The following is a 20413-nucleotide window of genomic DNA, read 5'->3' on the forward strand; positions in this document are numbered from 1 at the left end:
CACGTATCCTGGTGCGGGGCTTTGTCTGTCTGGGGAGCCTTCCATAAATTCATCTTAGTTATTTCATTCAAGCCGGACTCTGCCCGGCAGCTAAGTAGCCCGCTGCATCTCACCCAGCAGCTCTCCCATCTTCACCTTCGTGTCTACGGTAAGCCCGGGGCGCGGGGTGAAGGTGCCGCTCTCCAGCAGCAGGACTACGGTAGAGCCGAACTCGAAATAGGCCAGATCGTCGCCTATTTGCCATTCAGTAGCGGATTCATCCGTGTAGCGGATACTGCTCACATTCATTGCGCCTACCTTGACCACGGCGGTTTCGCCATAGCTGCCGGCTATATAAGTAATCAGCCGTTCGTTGCGGCTCAGGACACTCTTCATATGCCGCATGCCGAAATCATTCACGGGATAAGCCCGCCCGCGGATATAATCGCTCTCCCGCAGCTGTCCGGTTAACGGGGAATGAATCCGGTGATAATCGGTGGGGCTCAGGTAGAGGACGAAATAGTAGCCTTTTTTATACAATTCGAGGTGTGGCGAATGATTAAGCAAATCCTCCAGCGTATAATCCTGACCCTTCACATTCATTATTGTTCCGCAGTTAATGTCGCCCATTGCCGTAATCATGGCATCCACAGGACTTGCCACAGCCTGTTCACCGCTTGCCACCGGCCGCATTCCCGGCTTCAGGCGTCTGCTAAAGAATTCATTAAGTGTACGGTATTCTCCGGCAGTCTTCTCCGCCTCGGCGGCAGGAATATGATAGGAACGAATAAATACCGGAATCATAAAGCGGCTGAGTCTGCTATGGGAAAAAGCGCCCATTACCCGGGAAAGCCATCTGTGTGAGGATAGCTCGGTCATCAGCCGCAGCAATTGTTTAACCATGCCCATCTCCCTTCCATCATGCAGCAGCAAGGTCCGAGTAACCTCGGACCTCACCCGCTCTGCATTATATTGACATAGAATAGAAGACAAATCAATAAGAGTTATGCCGTGCAGCCTCTTCATACAGGTATCTGGCATAGCCCATGGGCCGGCGGTAGCTTTCTTTCCAGATGGGGCCGAGCCCGGCTTTCTTGAAGCCGTAACGCTGGTCGCGCCCGTTGCATTCGATGAAATATAAGCGTCCGCTCCCCGTAACCCCGATGTCCAGACCGATATCGGCAAGGCCCGGGAGGCTCTGCTCCAGCTCACGGGCAATGGCGAGACTGAGGGAGAGGACTGACATGCGGATCCGTGCGGCTGCTTCACCGGGGAAAGCCTTTTCCAGAGCGAAGGATGAACTCAGTGCTTCGCCTCCCCTGGCGATGTTGGACACGAAGCCGCCCGGTGCCGCCAGCTTGGCGAACATGCCGGTCACCTGCCAGTCTCCGCCCCAGCCGCGCTGTACAGTAATGCGCAGATCAAAGGGGCGGCCGTTTATCTCAGCCAGTGGTATCCGCTCCTGCACCAGGTACGGTACCGAAGAGAGTCTGGCGCGGAGTGCCCGGGGGATGGCGCCCTGATTCACCGGCACACTGTACCAGCGTCTTGAGCCGTTAGGAGAGTAGCTCCATTTCCACCGCCCGGCCCCGCTGATCCTTGTAAGACGCATAACCCCGTTGCCTACACTTCCCCGGCAAGGCTTGAGAATGAGATCCGGATATCTCTCCATCATTTCCTTCAGGCCGGACATTCCGGCGGATGTGACTGGCAGAACCGTCTGCAGTTCCTGGTTTTGCTCCAGCAGGCCGTGAATCTGATCCTTGCCGTAGCGGTTGCATGTATTGTATACCTGAATACCCTGCCGGAGCAGCCGCTGGACGCCACTGCTGCCCGGGTCATAGATCGCCCGGTTATGGATGACCTCCGGCGTCGGGATGACTTGACTCCGGTATCCGTGCGGACCCTTTATATATGCCCTGCTGAAGCCGGTCTGCGTATCGATGCCGGACAGCTTCAGAAAGCAAGGGGTTAATCCGTATGCGGCGGCGGCCTCCTCGTAGTTGGCCAGAGATTCCTGTCCGGTTTTTAACCGGGGAACGCCCCCGTGCACAGCGGCATTTAGCAGTATCCCAACGAGCTTTTGCCCCATGTTCGTTCCTCCCGTTATCTTGAAGTAGCTTCCCGGCTGATTTTTCGTCTCCTGTCATTGTATGTGTGTACGTGCCCGTCAGGGTTGGACGGATGCGCGGCGGCAGATGCCCTTTTTTGAAAGGAGAGAATGGAATTCTTTTGAACACTACTCCCTTTTCTTAACAAAGCTTAGCCGGGGGAATGGTGTCATCAGCCCATACTACTGCATATGATGCCTAGGAGAAACAACAGATGGAAGGAGGAGACTGCTTGTGAAGAGTTCCAAAAGAAATCAGCATCGCAGTTCAAAAAAGCCGCTCTATTATGTAGATGATCCCAATAAGACTGAACTTAGCATGTTGAAAAGCAGTCCCAAAATACAAGAAGTGAAAGAATCTGCCGCCGTAGAAGCGGTGGATACTGTGGACCGGACGCTGCAGGTCAGCGGGGTGGAAATCCTGGAGGCGCCGGAGGCGGTCCGGCAGACTTTGCTTGAACCAGAGGCTATTCAGGAAACTGTAGTGGAAGAGGACCAGGAGGAGCATGAGGATGTTGAATCTCTGGTGGAGCCGGCTGTCATTGTAACTGTGGAAAAAGAGCGCCTGCAGCCCGTCTATACCGATGATCTGTCCGATGCCGCAGTCACCGGTGCCAAGATTGCTCCGCGTACGATTGACGGGTCCAAGCTGAAGTTCGGCATCATTGGTACGCCATGGCTGCAGGACTATGCTGTGCAGAACATCAACATCGCGGACAAGGCGATTACTTCCTCAAAGATTGCTCCGGAATCCATTGCCGGCGAGCATCTGGCGGAAGGCAGTATCAGCGGAGGGAAGCTGCTGGATCATTCCATTGGCGGAGAAAAGCTGAAGAATGGCAGCATCGGTCCGGAGAAGCTGGCGGACCGGATTATTGGCGGAGGGCAGATTGCCGACGGAGCCATCAGCAGCCGGCATCTCAGTGAGTTCATCATCACGGCGGAGCTGCTGGATGACGGTGCGGTTACCGGCGAGAAAATTCTCAGCAGCAGTATTGTCAGCCGCCACATCGGCAACGGCAGCATTGACCGCTCGAAATTGGCAGATGAAGCGATATCCGGTGACAAAATCGCCGATGGAGAGATCAGCGGCGTCAAGCTGGGCGACGCGGTGATTGAAGGCCGCCACGTAGGTGAAGGCGTCATTACATCGAAGCATCTGGCTCCTGGCGCAATTGGACGGGAGCAGCTGGCTACCCGGCTGATCGGGAAAGAGCAGCTTCAGGCGGGCATCATTGACGGCGGGCATCTCGCGGACGCAGCAGTTGGATCACGGCAGATTAAGGAGAAGGCTGTCCGCAGTCAGCACTTGAGCCCGGAGAGCGTAAATGCGGAGCATATCGCTGACGGGGAAATTGGCAGCCGGCATCTGGCAGACCGCAGTATTTCATTCGTGAAGCTGGCAGAGGGTGCAGTGGGTACGACACAGCTGATCGAGCAGGCGGTGACTTCCTCCAAGATCGCGGACCAGAGCATCCTGCCGCATAAGCTGGCTGATGAAGCGGTAACTACACGCCATATCGCCAAATCCGCAGTACGCGGACCGCAAATTGCCCTGCAGGCCATAACCTCGGCCCATCTGCAGCGCGAAGCCGTAGACAATTCCCACCTGGCTATGGAATCCGTCGGATCCCCGCAGCTCCAGCAGCATGCCGTTCTTGCCGGACATTTGGCTCCCGGGGCCGTTACGGAAGAGCAGCTGGCGTATGACTCTGTTACGGGAGAACATCTTAGTCCCCAGAGTGTCAGCTCAACCAAGCTGGCGGACGGGAGTGTCATTTCCGCCAAGCTGGCCACTGGTGCGGTTGGCGGAAATGCCCTCGCCAGAGAAGCGGTAAGCGGAGAACATATCGCCGTCTGTGCCGTTGAAGAGAAGCATCTGGCCGATGGCAGCATCAGCAGCCGCGTGCTGCAGGAGGAAGCGGTTGACGCTGAACATCTGGCTCCGGGAGCTGTAGAACGCAGGCATCTCGGGGAAAATAGTGTAACTTCATCCGCCCTGCAGTCCGGTTCGGTATCGGGAGATAAGCTGGCTTCCGGAGCAGTGAAGGAGGCACACCTCGCTGCCAGTATTGTACAGCCGCATCATTTGGCCGACCATGCTGTAACTTCATTGAAATTATCGCCCGAGAGCGTCTCAACAGACAAACTTGGCGATTTATCGGTTACCTCGATCAAGCTGGCTGACGGCAGTGTGAGTGCTTCAAAGCTGGCAGCTTTAGCTGTGCAGAGCGAACATCTGGCAGCAGGTGCCGTTGGACCGGATTCCATCAGCGATACATCGGTGCAGGGCAGACATCTCGCGCCGGGAAGTGTGGGCGGAGCGCATATCCGTCCGATGTCGGTCGGTAACGGACATATCATTCCTAGCTCTGTATCCTCCATCCAGATTCAGGATGGCAGCATCGGTGCCGCCAAGCTGGCGGAGGGTGCTGTAGCCGCCCGCCATCTCGCGGCAGGAAGTGTGACTGGCAGCCACTTGGCTGAATCCTCGGTAGAAGGACAGCATATAGCCGGCGGCAGCATCAGCTTGACTCATCTGGCGGAAGAAGTCCGCAGCGGGGAGCTTCTGCCGGACGGCAGTATCAGCGGGGAGAAGCTGGCGCCGGGGGCTGTGGAATCCGTCCATCTGGCTCCGGACAGTGTGCAGACTATCCATTTGACGCCGGAAGCCGTAGAAGGGCAGCACATCCGTGCAGGCGAGATCACGCTGGCGCATCTGGCGAAAGAAGCGCGCAGTGCAGATCTACTGCCGGATGGCAGCATCGTAGGCAGCAAGCTGGGAGCAGGCGCTGTAGGTGCTTTTCATCTGGCGGCAGGCAGCGTGTATGGCGGCCATCTGGCTGCAGGTGCCGTAGACAGCCGTCATATCCGGCCCGGCAGCATCCAGCTGGCACATCTGTCCCAGGATGCACTGACCTCAGATCTGCTGCCGGATGGCAGCATTAGCAGCGAGAAGCTGGCCGCAGGTGCGGTAAGCTCGCTGAATCTGCAGCAGGAGAGTATCTATGGCGAGCATCTGGTTGATGGCATACTGCAGGAACGGCATTTGCATTCCGGTCTGATCAAGCTTGAGCATCTTGCAGATGAAACCCGGAGTGCGGAGCTGCTGCCGGACGGCAGTATTGGCGGAAGCAAGCTGGCGGCAGGTGCGGTGGGCTCCTTCCATCTGGCTGCGGGCAGCATCTATGGCGGTCATCTGGCTCCAGATGCAGTGGACAGCCGCCATATCCGCACCGGCAGCATCCAGCTTGCACATCTGGCTTCCGAGACGCTGAGCGCCGAGCTGTTGCCGGATGGCAGCATTGACGAAAGCAAGCTGGCCACAGGAGCTGTACATTCACAGCATCTACAGCTGGAGAGCATCCACGGCGAGCATCTTGCGGATGAATCGCTTGAGGAGCGGCATTTAAGTTCGGGTATCATTAAGCTTGAGCATCTGGCAGACGAAGTACGAAGTGCTGAGCTGTTGCCTGACGGCAGTATTGGAAGCAGCAAGCTGGCGGCAGAGGCAGTGGGGCCGCAGCATCTGAAGCCGCAGAGCGTCCACGGAGAGCATGTCGCGGAAGGGTCGCTGGAAGGGCATCACTTGGCCTCCGGCAGCATCCTGCTGGAACATCTGGCGCAGGAAGTCCGCAGCTCTGAGCTGCTGCCTGACGGCAGTATCAGAGGCAGCAAGCTGGCGGCTGGCGCAGTAGGCTCTGTTCATCTGGCTTCCGGCAGCGTCTATGGCGGTCACCTGGCACCGGAAGCAGTGGACAGCTGCCATCTGCGCGGGGGCAGCATCAAGCGTGAGCATCTCGCTGAAGATACGCTGAGCTCAGAGCTGCTGGCAGATGGCAGCATCACCGGAAGCAAGCTGGCGGAAGGTGCAGTGGGTGCTCAGCATCTGCAAGGGCAGAGCATCCAAGGAGAGCATCTGGCAGACGGCGCATTGGAAGAGCGTCATTTGAGCAGCGGTATTGTGACGAAGCTGGAGCATCTCGCAGCGGAGACTCGCAATGCAGGGCAGATAGCAGACGGCAGCATCACCGGCAGCAAGCTGGCGGTAGGCGCTGTAAGTGCCCAGCATTTGCAGGAGCAGAGCATCCAGAGCGGACATCTGACAGACGGTGCGCTGGAAGAGCGTCATTTGAGCAGCGGTATTGTGACGAAGCTGGAGCATCTCGCTGCGGAGACTCGCAATGCAGGGCAGATAGCAGACGGCAGCATCACCGGCAGCAAGCTGGCGCTAGGCGCTGTAAGTGCCCAGCATCTGCAGGAGCAGAGCATCCAGAGCGGACATCTGACAGACGGTGCACTGGAAGAGCGTCATTTGGGCAGCGGTATTGTGACGAAGCTGGAGCATCTCGCAGCGGAGACTCGCAATGCAGGGCAGATAGCAGACGGCAGCATCACTGGCAGCAAGCTGGGGCTAGGTGCAGTAAGTGCCCAGCATCTGCAGGAGCAGAGCATCCAGAGCGGACATCTGACAGACGGTGCGCTGGAAGAGCGTCATTTGAGCAGCGGCATTGTGAAGAAGCTGGAGCATCTCGCAGCGGAAACGCGTAATGCGGGGCAGCTGGCAGACGGCAGCATCACCGGCAGCAAGCTGGCGGCAGGTGCAGTGGGTTCCTATCATCTGGCTCCGGGCAGCATATTCGGGGGCCATCTGGCCCCGGGCGCGGTAGACGGCCGCCATATCCGCACCGGCAGCATCCGTCTGGACCATCTGGCCGAGGATACGCTGACCTCCGAGTTGCTGGCAGACGGCAGCATCACCGGAAGCAAGCTGGCGGCAGGCGCAGTAGGTGCCCAGCATCTGCAAGGGCAGAGCATCCAAGGCGCGCATCTGGCAGACGGCGCACTGGAAGAGCGTCATTTGAGCAGCGGCATTGTGAAAAAGCTTGAGCAGCTCACAGAGGAAACGCGCGGTGCAGGGCAGCTGACGGACGGCAGCATTACCGGCGAGAAGCTTGCTCTTGGCAGCATCGGAACCAAACATCTGACCGAAGGTTCGGTAGGGAGTGCAGAGCTTCAGGACGAAGCGGTGGATGCTTCCAAAATCACTTCATTTGCCATTCAATCCCGCCATCTGGAAGAAGACAGCGTGCAGAGCTATCATATTGCTCAAGGTGCAGTGACCGGAGACCATCTGGCGCCCGGAACGGTTAATCCCGAGCATCTGTCGTTCAGTCCGGTACAGAGTGCCGGGAACCGGGAGGTTCTGCAGCAGTTCGGCATGACGGCCTTCATGTTTAATGGAGACGCGCAGAGTGTTGAGGTAACTGTATCTTTTGATGAAAGCTTCGGCCATACCGGCTATGTGCTGGTCGCCATGACCAACCAGCCGTATTTCCATGCTTCGCTGAAGAACAGATCGGGCGGGGACGCGACGATTGAAGTAGTGCGCCTGCGCGAAACTCCTCACTTCTATGGAGTGCTGTCCTGGATCGCCCTCGGTTCGCCTCTGGTGAAGCCGGCTGCAGATCATCGTGTGTTTGATTAGAGCAGGAAGATAAACAATACTAGAGCGCAGCCGGAGGCTGCGCTCTTTGTGTTGATAAGGCCGGCGAAATCCGGGTTCAACCGGACTGCGGCAGCGGAAGGGCATTTGTCCAAATTTCTGCTCGGAGGGAGACACTTGCCGTTACCCGGGACAGCGGATTACATAGACTGTGATGTAACCCTCAGCCCGGAGACCATGCCCTGCAAGGAAGGTGGATGAGCTTGAAGCACATACGTACATCTGCCCGCCGCACGGGGCGGCGGGCTTTGCAACCCAAACGGCGGATTTCCCGGCCGGCGCGCCCTGCCGTGCCGCTCCCTGCGGCCAACCACCCCGCTCCCTATGTGTCGGTGATCATTCCGGCTATGAATGAAGCCGGAACGATTGGCAGGGTGATTGCCAGAGCCAGGGAAGTCCATCCCCGCTGTGAGGTTATTGTTGTGGTTAACGGTTCTGCCGACAATACGGCAAAGATTGCATTGTCACTGGGAGCACATGTCATTCACTTCGAGCAGCCGCTCGGTCATGATGTGGGCCGCAGTGTTGGAGCAGAGGCGGCCAAGGGAGAGGTCCTGCTCTTTATTGACGGGGATTTTGTGCTTAACGCTTCACAGCTGCGTCCCTTTGTGGCCGCGGTCAGTCATGGAACAGATGTGGCTCTGAATGATTACTCCGGTCCGGTCCGTCAGGAATTCCCGCATCCGGTGGTGCTCTCCAAGCATGTGCTTAACATTATGCTTGGCCGTCCGGATCTGAAGGGCTGTTCGCTGACGGCGGTGCCTCATGCACTCAGCCGCAAAGCTCTTGCCTCTCTGGGGAGCGGCCTGTTATCACGGCCGCCTCTGGCACACGCGCAGGCGGTGCTTGAGGGCCTGCAGGTGAAGGCCGTGCATAAGGTGCCCGTCGGCAGGCTGAATGCCGTACGGCCCAAGCAGGCGGGAACAGATCCCTTGCGTGAGGTTATTCTCACGGATCATCTGGATGCGGCAGGTCTGGTCCTTCAGCGCAGAGGCGAAAGAGCAGGCTTCATTGACGGCAACCGGCGAAGGGGGATGGTGAGATGACAGCAGCACCGCAGCCTTCGCCCGGACACCGGCAGGAGGTTCACGTATCTTCCCGTGTAAAAGCATCGGGCAGGAGCAGGGCCTCTGCCCGGCGTACCCGGCCGGGCAGCTCCGCCTCCCGGAGCAAGGCGGCCAAACCAGCCGCTGCTGCGCCCCGCCGGAGCGCCGCCGCCAAAGCCGCAGTTGTCCGGCGGCAGGCGGCAGGCAAAGCGGGTTCCCGCCGCACGGCAGCGGGGGCTTCTGCCGCCGGCAGCGGAGCAGGACGGCAGCTGCCGGCTCTGCACGGTTCATTGTCCGTGGTTATCTCGGCCAGGAATGAGGAGCAGACCTTGTTGAAGCTGCTTGATCAGGTAACCCGGCTCAAGCCGCTGGAGATTATTGTCGTGCTTAACGGCTGCAGCGACCGCAGCTTCCAGCGTACCCGGCTGTGCCCCCAGGCGACAATTGTGCATATTCCGGAATCTGCCGGACATGATGTGGGACGGTCGCTTGGCGCCAAGCTCAGCCGGGGGGATATTCTGCTGTTCCTGGACGGGGATATGGTGATTCCCGCCCGGCAAATGTCTCTTTTTGCGGAGGCGGTGGATGGCGGTGTTGATGTAGCCTTGAATGATCTTGATCATCTGCTGCCCCCCTTTGCCCTCAGCGATGCGGTTACCCGCTGCAAAATGTATCTGAATGCCGTACTGGGGCGGAGTGATCTGGGCGTCAGCTCGATGACAGCTGTTCCCCATGCCATGTCAAGGAAGGCGCTGGAGCGGATCGGCTACCGTGAGCTTATGGTGCCGCCGAAAGCGCATGCGCTCTCGATTATGCGGCAGCTGCGGGTGGAGAAGGCAGGCACGGTGAATGTGATCAAGCATAACCGGCTGCGCCAGAGCAACACAGGGGCCGGAAATGCGATGGAACAGCTGATCGCCGGTGATCATGCCGAGGCGCTGGCCCAGGTTCTTGGAGAGCAGCAGGCAAGCGGGCGGCTGTCCGAGAACCTTCTGCAGGAGCAGCGCCGGCAAATGGCGGCGTGGAGGAATGCCCTATGACACTGACCAGCATTATTATTCCGACGTATAACAGGCTCGGCCTGCTGCGTTCCTGTATTGAATCAATCAGGGCGTATACGGATTCACCCTATGAAATTATTGTAGTCGACAATGCTTCGAGTGACGAAACGGATGCTTACTGCCGCATGAATAAGCTGACCCTTGTTTCCCTTCCGGAGAACCGCGGCTTTCCGCTGGCCTGCAATCTGGGGCTGCAGCTGGCTGCGGGAGATGAGCTTTTGCTGCTGAACAATGATGTTATTGTGTCGCAGGGCTGGCTGGCGAATCTGAAGAGCGCTTTGTACAGCGCCCCGGATATCGGAATGGTGGGTCCGGTGACCAATTATGCCAGCGGACGGCAGCAGGTGGAGACGGGGTATACGGATATTCCGGGTTATCATGCTGAAGCCCGTTTGGCGAATGCTCCGGATGCGGCGAAACGGCTGGAGGCCAGAAGGCTTGTAGGGCTGTGCTTATTATTCAAAAGAGAGCTCATGGATACCATCGGCCTGCTGGATGAACGCTTTTCACCGGGCCATTACGAGGATGATGATTACTGCTACCGCGCCAGACTGAAGGGATACCGGCTGCTGATCGCGGGAGATTGTCTGGTGCATCATGAAGGCAGCGCCAGCTTCAGGGAAGTCTACTCTTCCTCACTTCAGGAGCTGGTGGAGCGTAACCGCAGATTATTTATGGAGAAATGGCATGTAGATCCCGCACAATTCATCTGAGGGGCCAGGCCAAAGGCTAAAGACATAGATAAAGAGGAGGAAAGTAAGTGAAAGGAGTCATACTGGCGGGCGGAACAGGAACAAGGCTTTACCCGTTGACCCGGCTTATGAACAAACATTTGCTTCCGGTCGGCAAGTATCCTATGGTGTGTTACGGCATTGACCGGCTGCGCCGGGGGGGTATAACCGATATTCTCCTGGTCATCAGCAAACAGTCCGCAGGACAGTACACCGACTTTTTGGGCAGCGGCGCGGAATTCGGTGTATCCCTGACTTACAAAATCCAGGAAGCTGCAGGAGGCATCGCGGAAGCGCTCGAGCTGGCAGAAGGATTTATTTTGCCGGGGGAACGGTTTGTTGTGCTGCTTGGTGACAATCTTTTTATGGATGATCTGAAGCCTTATGTGGAGAGTTATCTGCAGCAGCCGCAGGGAACGGCGAAGGTGTTATTGAAACCGGTCGATGATGCGCGGAGATACGGGGTTCCGGTGTTTGACAGCGGGGATTCGTCCCTGATTGCTTATATTGAAGAGAAGCCGGAGCGTCCGAAGACTAAATTCTGTGTTACAGGTATTTATATGTACGACGAAGCGGTATTCGATATTATCCGCCGCGTATCCCCTTCCAAGAGGGGGGAGCTGGAAATTACCGACGTGAACAATATTTATGCCGCAGAGCGCAAGCTTAGCTATGATGTGCTCAAGGGCTGGTGGAGTGACGCGGGAACATTCCAGTCCTTGCGCGAAGCCGGAGAAAAGCTGAGAGATACGCTGCCCTGAGGGGCAGCTTTTTTAATAGATAGGTATTTATATGTTTTGGGGTCCCCGCAAAATACCAGTATCATCATCGAAGCTAATGGCGGGCCGGGAGATTCTCCACCAGAGCAGGTCTTCGGTCTCCCGGTACAGCTCTGCATCCAGATGCTGCAGGACACGGTGCGAGGCGGTATTATCCTTGTCGGTATCCGCGATGACCCAGCGTGCATCCGGATGATTGAAGATCCAGGCCGTGATGTGCCGCGCTGCTTCTGTAGCGTAGCCATGCCCCCGGTACTTCTCATCAATGACATAACCAAGGATGACCTCGCCTTGCTCATTCGGCCCGCCCTTGAGGATCAGGAAGCCGATAATCCGCTGCTCCTCCAGATGAATAATGGCCCAGTTGGTCAGCCATGGATAGTTCTGCTCATCCTGGAGAACCTTGGCGTGCCTGACCCGCATGGCATAACGCATCTCTTCGTCATCCAGCAGGGTTGGGGCTGCGGTTACGTTCAAGCCCAGCGATTGCTCCAGCTCCGCGTAATTGTCCAAGGCCAGTTCCAGCTCGGCTGCAGTCAGGGGCCGCAGATTCAGACGGTTGTCTGTAAGTTTCATAGATTACCTCCAGTTCCATTCCGGATACATAGATCCGGACAACTATAATATAGCTCCGATTTCAGCCAAGCATAGTCTGCTGTTGAGCTGCTTGTCAATATCCTCCAGCCGGTAACCTTCCCGTAAGCCCTGGCCTTATCCGCTCTAGTTCCCCTCCATGCCCCACGAGTTCCGCGCCACTGCCCCTCGGGTTCCGCGCCAGTCCCCTCCTCGAGTTCCCCGCCAGTGCTTCGCGCCGGAAGCAGTTGGATTTTCTCCACTTAATAATCCCGTTTTGTCTTTTGTATCCACCCTAAGTGGAAAAAAGGCATTTAATTCTTCCCAAATGTACTTTTTTGCCCGGCCAATATAGAAATAGTTGTCCTTTTTCCACTTGTTGCTCTGATTCCCGGTCATTCGAATAAATTAAGTGACGTTTTTCCACTTAGCAGCCGCAGCATCTGGAGCCGCAGCGCTTAGCGGTCTTATGACACGCGGACCTCCATAACTTGCGGAGCTTCTCCGGCACCGTCACGGCTGATGCCGCATATGCTGTAGCAGGGCGTTTGAGCAAAGGAGACATGAAGGTGCAGAGTAAAATTACAAAAGTCCTGCAGCACATGGCCCATACGCACGAACAGATGGCTCGGATTCTCGACGCCGAACGCCACGTAGCCGTCCGTATGTCGCAAATAGTTCACGATCTGCCGGATGCGGACCCTGATTTCGGCGGATTCAGTGGGCTGGTAGAAAGCTCAGGTCAGGTTAACAAGAACATTATTGCTTACTTGAATGCACTTGCCGATCTTGAAGAAGCGATGGCAGAAGGAGTAGGCAGAGTGATCAAGGAACTAAACGGTCAGGAAGAAGAGTAGCGCGTAACCAGAGCAAGGAGGCGGAAGATGAGCAGAGAAAAGGCTTATCTGCAAATGCTGGAGTCGACCGCTGTAATCCAGTGGAACATCGCGATGATCCTCGAGGCCAAAGCGGTGGAAGCGGAAAAAGTGAAGCAGTGGACCCATCATCATATCCACGCTAGAGCATTCGACTCCCATGAAGACCAGCTGAAGGAATCACTCTCCATCCACGAAGTGATCGTAGAGATGGTGGAGGGGCTGACGAAGCTGGAGAACGGGCTGTACAGTAATCTGAAAGCAGTACTGGGCAGCGGTGAAGATGAGGGCGGCGGTGATTTCGGCGGAGACGGCGGGGATGGATTCAGCTTCGGAGACGATAGCAAATGAGCGGCGGGCTTCTCTCCGAACATGCCGTTAAGCTGGAGATGATCCGCTCGATCGCCCGCAGTCAAGCCGCGCTCGCAGCCATCCTCGAGAGCATTGCCGAAGTTACGGGGCAATCGGAGCTGACAGCCCGCAAGCTGAGCGACAATATCAGGATTCTGAGCGGGTACCAGAGTTCAATGTGCCGGATGATATCCGGCATTTCACTGCATGAGCCCAAACAGGGAGTTCCTGCTGCGCCATGGCTGAGCAAGGATTGCTCAGAGGGTACTGCTGCAAGAAGTAGATGAAGTACAGGAGGAGTAGACAGATGAAGAGAAAGAGACTTGGCAAGCTGCGCTCAGGCAGCAAGGGCCGCAGACGCACACTGCTGTTGTCACGGAAGACCAGGGTGCGCAGAGGCCTTGGACGCAAAACGCGCAGAGGACTGATCCGCAAGACGGGCAAGAGAGCGCCGCTGCTGCGCAAGAAAAGAAGACTCCGCCGCCGGCTTGTCCGCAGGGTGCATGTGGTTCAGCCGCCGGTACAGGTTGTTCCGGCAGTCGAAGCGCCGCCGGTAGCGCAGGTAGTCCCGCTCCCCCCGGATCTGGGCGTCCCTCCGGAGCTGCCGCCGGGAGACGCCTTTCAGCAGGGCTACACCGAAGCATACAACGTGGGGTTCGACGCAGGTTTCGCCAAGGGCTTCGAGGACGGGCATAAGCTGGAGCTGGGCTGAGCGAGCAGCAGCAGTGGCTTAGAAGTTGAGCGGCTATAGAGGTTGGCAAGTTCTCCTGCCGCCTCTATAGCCTATGGACGATACTGGAAATGGCGGCCTATCGGAATTTTCGCCCGGATATGGTAGACTTCTTAACAGAACTTTACCGGGTTCGAATGCCAGGTAGGAAAGCGGGGACCATACATGATTGGGAATGAGATACGAAGAGCACAGAGCAATGAAATCGGAGAGATTATGGATCTGATTGCCAAATGTGTACAAGTTATGCAGGCAGGCGGAAGCGATCAATGGGATGAGAGCTATCCGAACCGTGAGATCATTGCAGCGGATATTGATACAGGCACATTATTTGTCTGTCTGGACAACGAAGCCATTGCCGGTATTATTGTGCTGGATGAGAATCAGGCGGAGCAATATGGGGCAATTGAATGGTTACAGCAGCAGGGGCCGCATCTGATCATGCACCGGCTCGCGGTTCATCCGGAGTTCCAAGGTAAAGGGATCGCCCGGCAGCTGATTGCTTTCGCTGAAGAGCACGCCCGTCACAGCGGGTATAGCAGTATTCGGATGGATACTTATGCGAAGAATGAACGGGTACTCAAAATTTATCCCTCGCTTGGCTATGTGCAGAGAGGCGAGATTCATTTTCCCGGCCGGGTAGCGGCTTTTCCTGTATTTGAGAAGGTGCTGACGGAGATTTCCGGATAGTTTATGTAATGTTATATTACATATTTGAAGATGATAATAGCGAATAATCCATTTTTATCTGCTGAAAATAGTTTCGTGTTAATATTTATAACTTATGTTGACAGGAAAGTTGTCTTTACTTTATGATGGGATTATTCAGAAGCAATTGAATAGTCCTTTTCGTATATCCTTAATAATTGGTTTAAGGGTCTCTACCGGGAACCGTAAATTTCTGGCTACGAAAATATGCTGAGGCATATTTTTGTGGCCTTTTTGTGTTATAAGCCAGCTGGACATCAACAAGGACAAGGGGGAATGGGTTATGGCGAACATCCTGATCAAGCATGCGGAGATTATTACAATGAACAAGCAAGAGGAGATTATATACGGGGATATCCGCATCAAGGATGATCTGATTGTGGAGATCGGCAGCGGCCTGGAGGCGCAGGGGGAAGAGACAGTAATTGATGCGAAGAACCGCACGGTAATTCCCGGTTTTGTGCAGACCCATATTCATCTGTGCCAGACACTGTTCCGCGGCAAAGGCGATGATCTGGAGCTGATGGACTGGCTGCGCAAGCGGATCTGGCCGCTGGAGGCGGCGCATGATGAGGAGTCGCTGTATTATTCCGCTATGCTCGGCATTGGGGAGTTAATTACAAGCGGCACAACGACCATAGTGGATATGGAGACGGTGAATCATACAGATTTTGCCTTCCAGGCAATCGCCAAAAGCGGCATCCGTGCCCTGTCCGGCAAGGTGATGATGGATCAGAAGAATGCGGATGCACCGGCAGCGCTGCAGGAGGATACGGCAGCTTCCCTTCAGGAGAGCGTGGATCTGCTGGAGAAGTGGAATGGTTATGGCAACGGGCGGATTCAATATGCGTTTTCCCCGCGTTTTGTCATTTCCTGCACGGAGCCGCTGCTGAAAGAGGTGCGTAATCTCTCGGAGCACTACGGGGTCAAGGTGCACACCCATGCTTCCGAGAATCTGGGGGAGATCGAGATTGTGCAGGCGATGACCGGTATGCGTAACGTGGTGTATCTGGATCATCTGGGGCTGGCGAATGAGCGCCTGATTCTGGCCCACTGCGTCTGGCTCGATGAGGAAGAGAAGCGGATTCTGCGGGACCGCGGAGTTCATGTCAGCCACTGCCCGGGCTCCAACCTGAAGCTGGCCTCCGGCATCGCCGACACTCCGGGAATGCTGCATGATCATATCCATCTTAGCCTTGGCGCGGACGGTGCTCCATGCAACAACAACCTGGATATGTTCAATGAAATGCGTCTGGCGGCGGTGATCCAGAAGCCGCAGCATGGGCCGACCACGATGGACGCCAGAAGTGTGTTCCGTATGGCAACGATCGGCGGTGCGAAGGCGGTGGGGATGGAGGATCAGATCGGCAGCATCGAGGTTGGCAAAAAAGCCGATCTGGCGATCCTCAACCTGTATAATTTCCATACCTTCCCTTCCTATGATGTAGATCCGATCTCGCGGATTGTCTATTCCGCCACCCGTGCGGATGTGGAGACGACGATTGTGGACGGACAAATCCTGATGCATAAAGGCCTGCTGAAGACCGTCGATAAAGAAACTGTGCTCCATGAAGCTAACCGTTCCATCAAAAGACTGCTGGTGAACACTCCGCTTGGGTAATGGCTCTATTTCTGAAGCGCGCTCAGGATCATCACACATTTCGCTCTTAAGAGCTAACTAACCGGTGTTCCGGGAACAGAGCGGCAGGAAGTCGCAATATTCACCGCAATTGGAATCGGTGCGAATAGTGGGCAAGCCTCTCGTTCAAGCTATATACTATGCAGGGGACTCAGGTCCTCTGTTTTTTTGTTTTTTTGAGTTAAATACACGCTGTACTGGCGGAAATGTTGTATCCTGTGCAGGATTTTTAAAGTAAAAAATTTACGCAACAACGTGGGCTGCCCGGGAAGTCCGCTTTTTCACTGAGGAGCAGGCTGGATGATGGAATGAATGAAATTTATATTAGAAAAAGTGAACCCTCCCTCCACTCTTGAGGTCAAATATAGTGAGGTGAACCCATTGGAACTGGATGGATTGGAGCAGGCGGAGGCTATCAGTGAAGAGCAGCTGCGGCAGATAATGAAGCTTTATGGGGAAGATGTGTGGAATTATATTTATTTCTTGACCAAAAACAGTGATCAGGCGGATGAGCTCACGCAGGAGGTGTTCATCAAATGCTATTACCGGATCGGTACCTACCGGGGGATTTCATCGCTCAAAACCTGGCTGTTCAGTATTGCCCGCAATACGGTATTCTCCTACCGCAAATCGCGGTTTTTCCGCTCCGGGCTGTGGGGCGGGATGCAGCCGTTACCCGCTACGGCTCAGGAGCAGCAGGATGCTGCGGGGCAGGCGGTTGTTGCCCGTTCGGCGGAGATGGAATATCTCGGTAACCGGCAGGTGGATGAGATCTGGAGCATGATAATGAAGCTGCCGGATAAGCTGCGTGAGGTGCTGGTGCTTGATCTTAAGGCAGAGCTGTCGGTCCGAGAAATCGCAGAGCTGATCCGGATATCCCCGGGCACTGTCAAATCGAGGCTGCACCGCGCACGTCATAAAATCCAGGACAAACTAAGGAGGATGGAGTAATGGATAAGCGTGAGCAGGAGCCGCAGTGGTATGAACTGGCCCGTAAAGGCCCGTTTCCGGAAATGAAATTTACGGAAGAAGCTGCTGGCGAGGTGGCCCGGCAGATTGGAATGGACGGTTCCTCACTAAACCAGGTGTTGCCATCCGGCCGGCGACGCAGGGTGATCCGCCTGCGGATTCTCTCCGCAGCCGCCGTCTTTCTTCTGTTGTTCGGAGCCGGGGCGCTGGTTCTGGGAGGCGATGGGTTTGGGCGGTCTGGCGGCTTTAATCCGTTACAGGTAAGCAGCGCCGGAATAATCGATCCTCCGGTTGCGGAGCAGGCTGATCTTACGGATGAAGGGCTCAGGGCGACCGCTGAACAGGTAATGCTTGAGCAGCTGGGAAAGAAGCTTCCCTTTGTGAGCCTAGAGCCGCTCGTGGAAGAAGGAGAAATCCTGGCCGAATTTAAAGATGGGGATAGTTTTGCTAAAATCTGGTTTGAAACAGAGACTGGCAAGGTAGTGCGGACGTACATGGATACCTTTTTCGCTCCTGAACAAATCGATTCTAAATTCATTGATGAAGCGATGGATCAGCTGCGGAAAGCTGGTTACAAGGGAGAATTCACAGTTACTGCGCTTCACCATTCCGTCCACTACGGGACAAACGCTGATGAACAGGGCATTCAGACCGATGACAGTCTCATAGCGGAGGAAGGGCAGATTGATTACGAGAACGGCGTCTACCGCAGCTCGACCTTCAAAATGGGTGAGAATGAGGTGAGTGCGGAAGTGAAGCAGGAAGGTCTTAAGGCAATTAAGCTGCTAAGGGAAAAGGGCACCGATCACCTCTATTCCATCAAGCGCACCGTTGCGCAGAGATGGGATGTCCTCGTTCTAACCTATGGAGAGAGTCAATATGGGGCCGCTACCGTGCTTATGGACTATGCCACACAAGAAATAATTCAAGTACTCGATATTTCACTCCACGATGAGAAGTCATCGGATTCCAGGATTCGCGGTGAGCAGGATACAAATCTGCTGAATATGGATAAGGCCAAGCTTCAGCTTGCGGCTTCTGCCATCGCCGATGAAATGTTCGGCATCCGGCTGGAGGATTATACATTTGTTAAAGAGATGTCGGGCATAGGTACGATTGCCTTCAAAAGCCCGGACGGAGCAACTGTAATTACCGGTTCGTATAATATGGACGGAGTCTTTTACATGATGCAGCAGACTGACGCTGTCGAATAATCTTTTAATATGAGCCCTGAATAGAATTCCTGAGTTTCAGATGAAATAGTAGTGCTTTAGCCAAGACGCATGCCCCGCCAGGGCGGCGTCTTTTTTACTTTAATAGAACCTCCAGTTTTGATAACTATTTCAAGTATTGCTATACTAGAGAAATCTGAACTTTTACAGAAAAATGCAATAGAGTTTACACAGATTTTCAATATAGAGAGTAAGAGGGGAAAGTATTATTATGAACGACAAGAAACTTGCGCCGGTGCAGGCTCATTTCTATATCGTTATCGGACTGGTCTGGCTGAAGCTGCTGCTGCTGAGAGGTTTGTTTTTTGACCGGATTGCGTGGGAATGGATTGCTGCGGATATTGCCCCGGTGCTGCTGATGATGGGGGTGCTGGCTCTTATTACACCTGTGCGGATGAGGAAGGCCGTTTTCTGGAGCTTCAACGGTCTGTTGTCGCTGCTGTTCTTCGCGGCCAGTGTGTACTTCAACCATTTCGGCTCGGTGCCGACTTATCTGGCGCTCTATGAGCTGAATCAGGTGTTCCAGGTGAAGGAAAGCGTAGAATCTACGATTGAGCTGATTGATTACCTGTTTTTTGCCGATCTGATTATTATGATTATTTATTTGCTGTTCCGCAGATGGAAGAATGGTCCCGTACAGCAGCACCGTGGAAGTCAGTCTTCACGCAGAGCCCGGAGAGTCTATCTGGTCGCCCTGCTAGTTGCTATTATCGGCGGCGGTTCGTTGTCGGCCTATTCCATTGATTCGGCACGCGGAATTACGAATGAGCTGGTTCAGGCGGAAAGCGCCGGATTTCTGAACTATGAGGTGGTTGCCGCGATCAAAGCCCAGGAGGATAACGGCCTCATCGGCACTGGGGATATTAATGAAACAATTGCCAAGGTGGAGGCGCTGGAGGCTGGTTATCCATACAAGGATATCGCAGGGGGACTGCCGGAATATTTTGGATCGCAAAAGGGTAAAAATGTAATTGTAATCCAAATGGAGGCATTTCAGAATTTCCCGCTGCATCAGTCGCTGGATGGCCAGGAGCTGACACCGGTGCTGAACGGCTTGGCCGGAGAGGGCTTTTATTTCCCGCATGTTTTCCAGCAGGTCGGTCCGGGCAACACCTCGGATGCGGAGTTCATGAGCAATACTTCGGTTTATCCGATTGCAACGCTTGCGATGTCAACGGGCTTCGGGGACCGGGAACTGCCGGGCCTGCCGCGTCTGCTGCGGGATAAGGGGTATGAATCTTACACCTTCCATGTGAACAAGGTAGGCTTCTGGAACCGCAATGAGCTCTACCCGGCGCTTGGCTTCAATGGCTACTATGATAAAGGGTATTTTAAAAATGATCACTTCAACGCCTTTGGGGCTTCGGATGAGCAGCTGTATGCTACGGCGGTGGAGAAGTTGGCGGCATTGCAGAAGAAGGGGACGCCTTTTTATGCCCAGCTTGTAACGGCATCCAGCCATCATCCTTTCCAGATTCCGGACAGCTTCAAGAAGATTAAGGTTCCGGAGGATCTGCAGGGCACAATGCTGGGCGATTACCTGACGGCAGTGAATTATACGGATTATGCGGTCGGCACTTTGATTGACGGGTTGAAGCAGCAGGGCATGTGGGATGATACTGTGCTGGTGCTGTACGGCGACCATTTCGGCCTGCAGCCGAAGGATGTCCCGGCGGAGCAGGTGGAGGAAGCGCTTGGAACTCCGTACGATGACCGGATCAGCCGCTTTAATATTCCGTTAATTATTCATGCACCCGGCATGGAGCAGGGACAGGTGGTAGAGCGGACCGGCGGACAGCTGGATGTGCTTCCTACTGTGGCCAACCTGCTGGGGGTATCGCTGAAGGACGAAGGCTTTACCGCTTTTGGGCATGATCTGCTGAACATTGACAGCAATGTGGTAGGGATGCGTTATTATTTGCCGACAGGCTCCTTTTTTAATGATGAGGTGATGTTCGTGCCCGGGAAAAGCTTCGCGGACGGAGAGGCCATCTCCCTGGATACGTATGAGCCGGTGGAGGATTTCAGTAAATATCAGACCGATTATGACTATATCCTGAAGCTGATGGGCTTGTCCGATGAATATGTGAAGCTGCTTCCGCAGCGCTAGGAGGAGAGACAGGG

At 55.2% G+C, this 20413-nt stretch carries 17 protein-coding genes and 1 riboswitch; of the genes, 14 read left to right on the forward strand and 3 right to left on the reverse strand.

The genetic code is table 11. The annotated features are described in order from the left end of the window. Positions 1-90: 90 nt before the first annotated feature. Complete coding sequence (asd, locus tag MHI42_RS26635; protein WP_342421138.1) at positions 91-882, reverse strand: archaetidylserine decarboxylase; 792 nt, start codon at positions 880-882, stop codon at positions 91-93. Between the two features lie 91 nt (positions 883-973). After that, on the reverse strand, positions 974-2071 hold the full coding sequence (locus MHI42_RS26640) for a YheC/YheD family protein (protein ID WP_171718332.1): 1098 nt from the start codon (positions 2069-2071) through the stop codon (positions 974-976). A gap of 253 nt (positions 2072-2324) precedes the next feature. Between MHI42_RS26640 and MHI42_RS26645 the strand changes: the two genes are divergently transcribed. From MHI42_RS26645 to MHI42_RS26665, 5 genes are all read left to right on the forward strand, one after another. Further along, positions 2325-7577 (forward strand): WIAG-tail domain, encoded by a 5253-nt coding sequence (locus MHI42_RS26645; protein ID WP_342421139.1) that lies wholly within the window; start codon positions 2325-2327, stop codon positions 7575-7577. Between the two features lie 215 nt (positions 7578-7792). Beyond that, entirely contained in the window at positions 7793-8641 is an 849-nt protein-coding gene (locus MHI42_RS26650) for a glycosyltransferase family 2 protein (protein WP_342421140.1), read from the forward strand. Next, positions 8638-9681: a glycosyltransferase gene (locus MHI42_RS26655; RefSeq protein WP_342421141.1), complete on the forward strand. Its 1044-nt coding sequence runs from the start codon at positions 8638-8640 to the stop codon at positions 9679-9681. Before MHI42_RS26650 ends, MHI42_RS26655 begins: the two co-directional genes overlap by 4 nt. Then, positions 9678-10415 (forward strand): glycosyltransferase family 2 protein, encoded by a 738-nt coding sequence (locus MHI42_RS26660; protein WP_342421142.1) that lies wholly within the window; start codon positions 9678-9680, stop codon positions 10413-10415. Before MHI42_RS26655 ends, MHI42_RS26660 begins: the two co-directional genes overlap by 4 nt. A gap of 47 nt (positions 10416-10462) precedes the next feature. Next, on the forward strand, positions 10463-11194 hold the full coding sequence (locus tag MHI42_RS26665) for a sugar phosphate nucleotidyltransferase (protein ID WP_171718327.1): 732 nt from the start codon (positions 10463-10465) through the stop codon (positions 11192-11194). A gap of 27 nt (positions 11195-11221) precedes the next feature. On the opposite strand, the gene MHI42_RS26670 is transcribed toward MHI42_RS26665, so the two are convergent. Continuing rightward, a complete protein-coding gene (locus MHI42_RS26670) occupies positions 11222-11788 on the reverse strand; it encodes a GNAT family N-acetyltransferase (protein WP_342421143.1) in 567 nt (188 codons plus the stop codon). Between the two features lie 566 nt (positions 11789-12354). Between MHI42_RS26670 and MHI42_RS26675 the strand changes: the two genes are divergently transcribed. The 9 genes from MHI42_RS26675 to MHI42_RS26715 all read left to right on the forward strand — a co-directional run bounded on the left by MHI42_RS26675 (position 12355) and on the right by MHI42_RS26715 (position 20399). Then, complete coding sequence (locus MHI42_RS26675) at positions 12355-12642, forward strand: nucleoside-diphosphate sugar epimerase (RefSeq protein WP_036701568.1); 288 nt, start codon at positions 12355-12357, stop codon at positions 12640-12642. Between the two features lie 27 nt (positions 12643-12669). Continuing rightward, the gene (locus MHI42_RS26680) at positions 12670-13011 is read left to right on the forward strand and encodes a hypothetical protein (protein ID WP_039306867.1); all 342 of its coding nucleotides are present in this window, start codon (positions 12670-12672) and stop codon (positions 13009-13011) included. Then, positions 13008-13298: a hypothetical protein gene (locus MHI42_RS26685; protein ID WP_042139766.1), complete on the forward strand. Its 291-nt coding sequence runs from the start codon at positions 13008-13010 to the stop codon at positions 13296-13298. The genes MHI42_RS26680 and MHI42_RS26685 overlap by 4 nt, the downstream gene beginning before the upstream one ends. Positions 13299-13318: 20 nt before the next feature. Beyond that, complete coding sequence (locus MHI42_RS26690; protein ID WP_216626658.1) at positions 13319-13723, forward strand: hypothetical protein; 405 nt, start codon at positions 13319-13321, stop codon at positions 13721-13723. Positions 13724-13906: 183 nt separating this feature from the next. Beyond that, positions 13907-14431 (forward strand): GNAT family N-acetyltransferase, encoded by a 525-nt coding sequence (locus MHI42_RS26695; RefSeq protein WP_039306861.1) that lies wholly within the window; start codon positions 13907-13909, stop codon positions 14429-14431. 139 nt (positions 14432-14570) lie between these two features. Then, a riboswitch (purine riboswitch) is annotated at positions 14571-14669 on the forward strand. A 63-nt stretch (positions 14670-14732) separates the two neighbouring features. Next, the gene (locus MHI42_RS26700; protein ID WP_171718324.1) at positions 14733-16070 is read left to right on the forward strand and encodes a 5'-deoxyadenosine deaminase; all 1338 of its coding nucleotides are present in this window, start codon (positions 14733-14735) and stop codon (positions 16068-16070) included. A 330-nt stretch (positions 16071-16400) separates the two neighbouring features. Continuing rightward, a complete protein-coding gene (locus MHI42_RS26705) occupies positions 16401-17039 on the forward strand; it encodes an RNA polymerase sigma factor (RefSeq protein WP_342421144.1) in 639 nt (212 codons plus the stop codon). Then, positions 17039-18271, forward strand: a complete 1233-nt coding sequence (locus MHI42_RS26710) for a hypothetical protein (protein WP_342421145.1) — start codon at positions 17039-17041, stop codon at positions 18269-18271. The genes MHI42_RS26705 and MHI42_RS26710 overlap by 1 nt, the downstream gene beginning before the upstream one ends. Before the next feature lie 229 nt (positions 18272-18500). After that, on the forward strand, positions 18501-20399 hold the full coding sequence (locus MHI42_RS26715) for an LTA synthase family protein (RefSeq protein ID WP_342421146.1): 1899 nt from the start codon (positions 18501-18503) through the stop codon (positions 20397-20399). Positions 20400-20413 lie beyond the last annotated feature (14 nt).

Source organism: Paenibacillus sp. FSL E2-0178 (genome assembly GCF_038593005.1).
Taxonomy (GTDB): Bacteria; Bacillota; Bacilli; order Paenibacillales; family Paenibacillaceae; genus Paenibacillus_AQ; species Paenibacillus_AQ phytohabitans.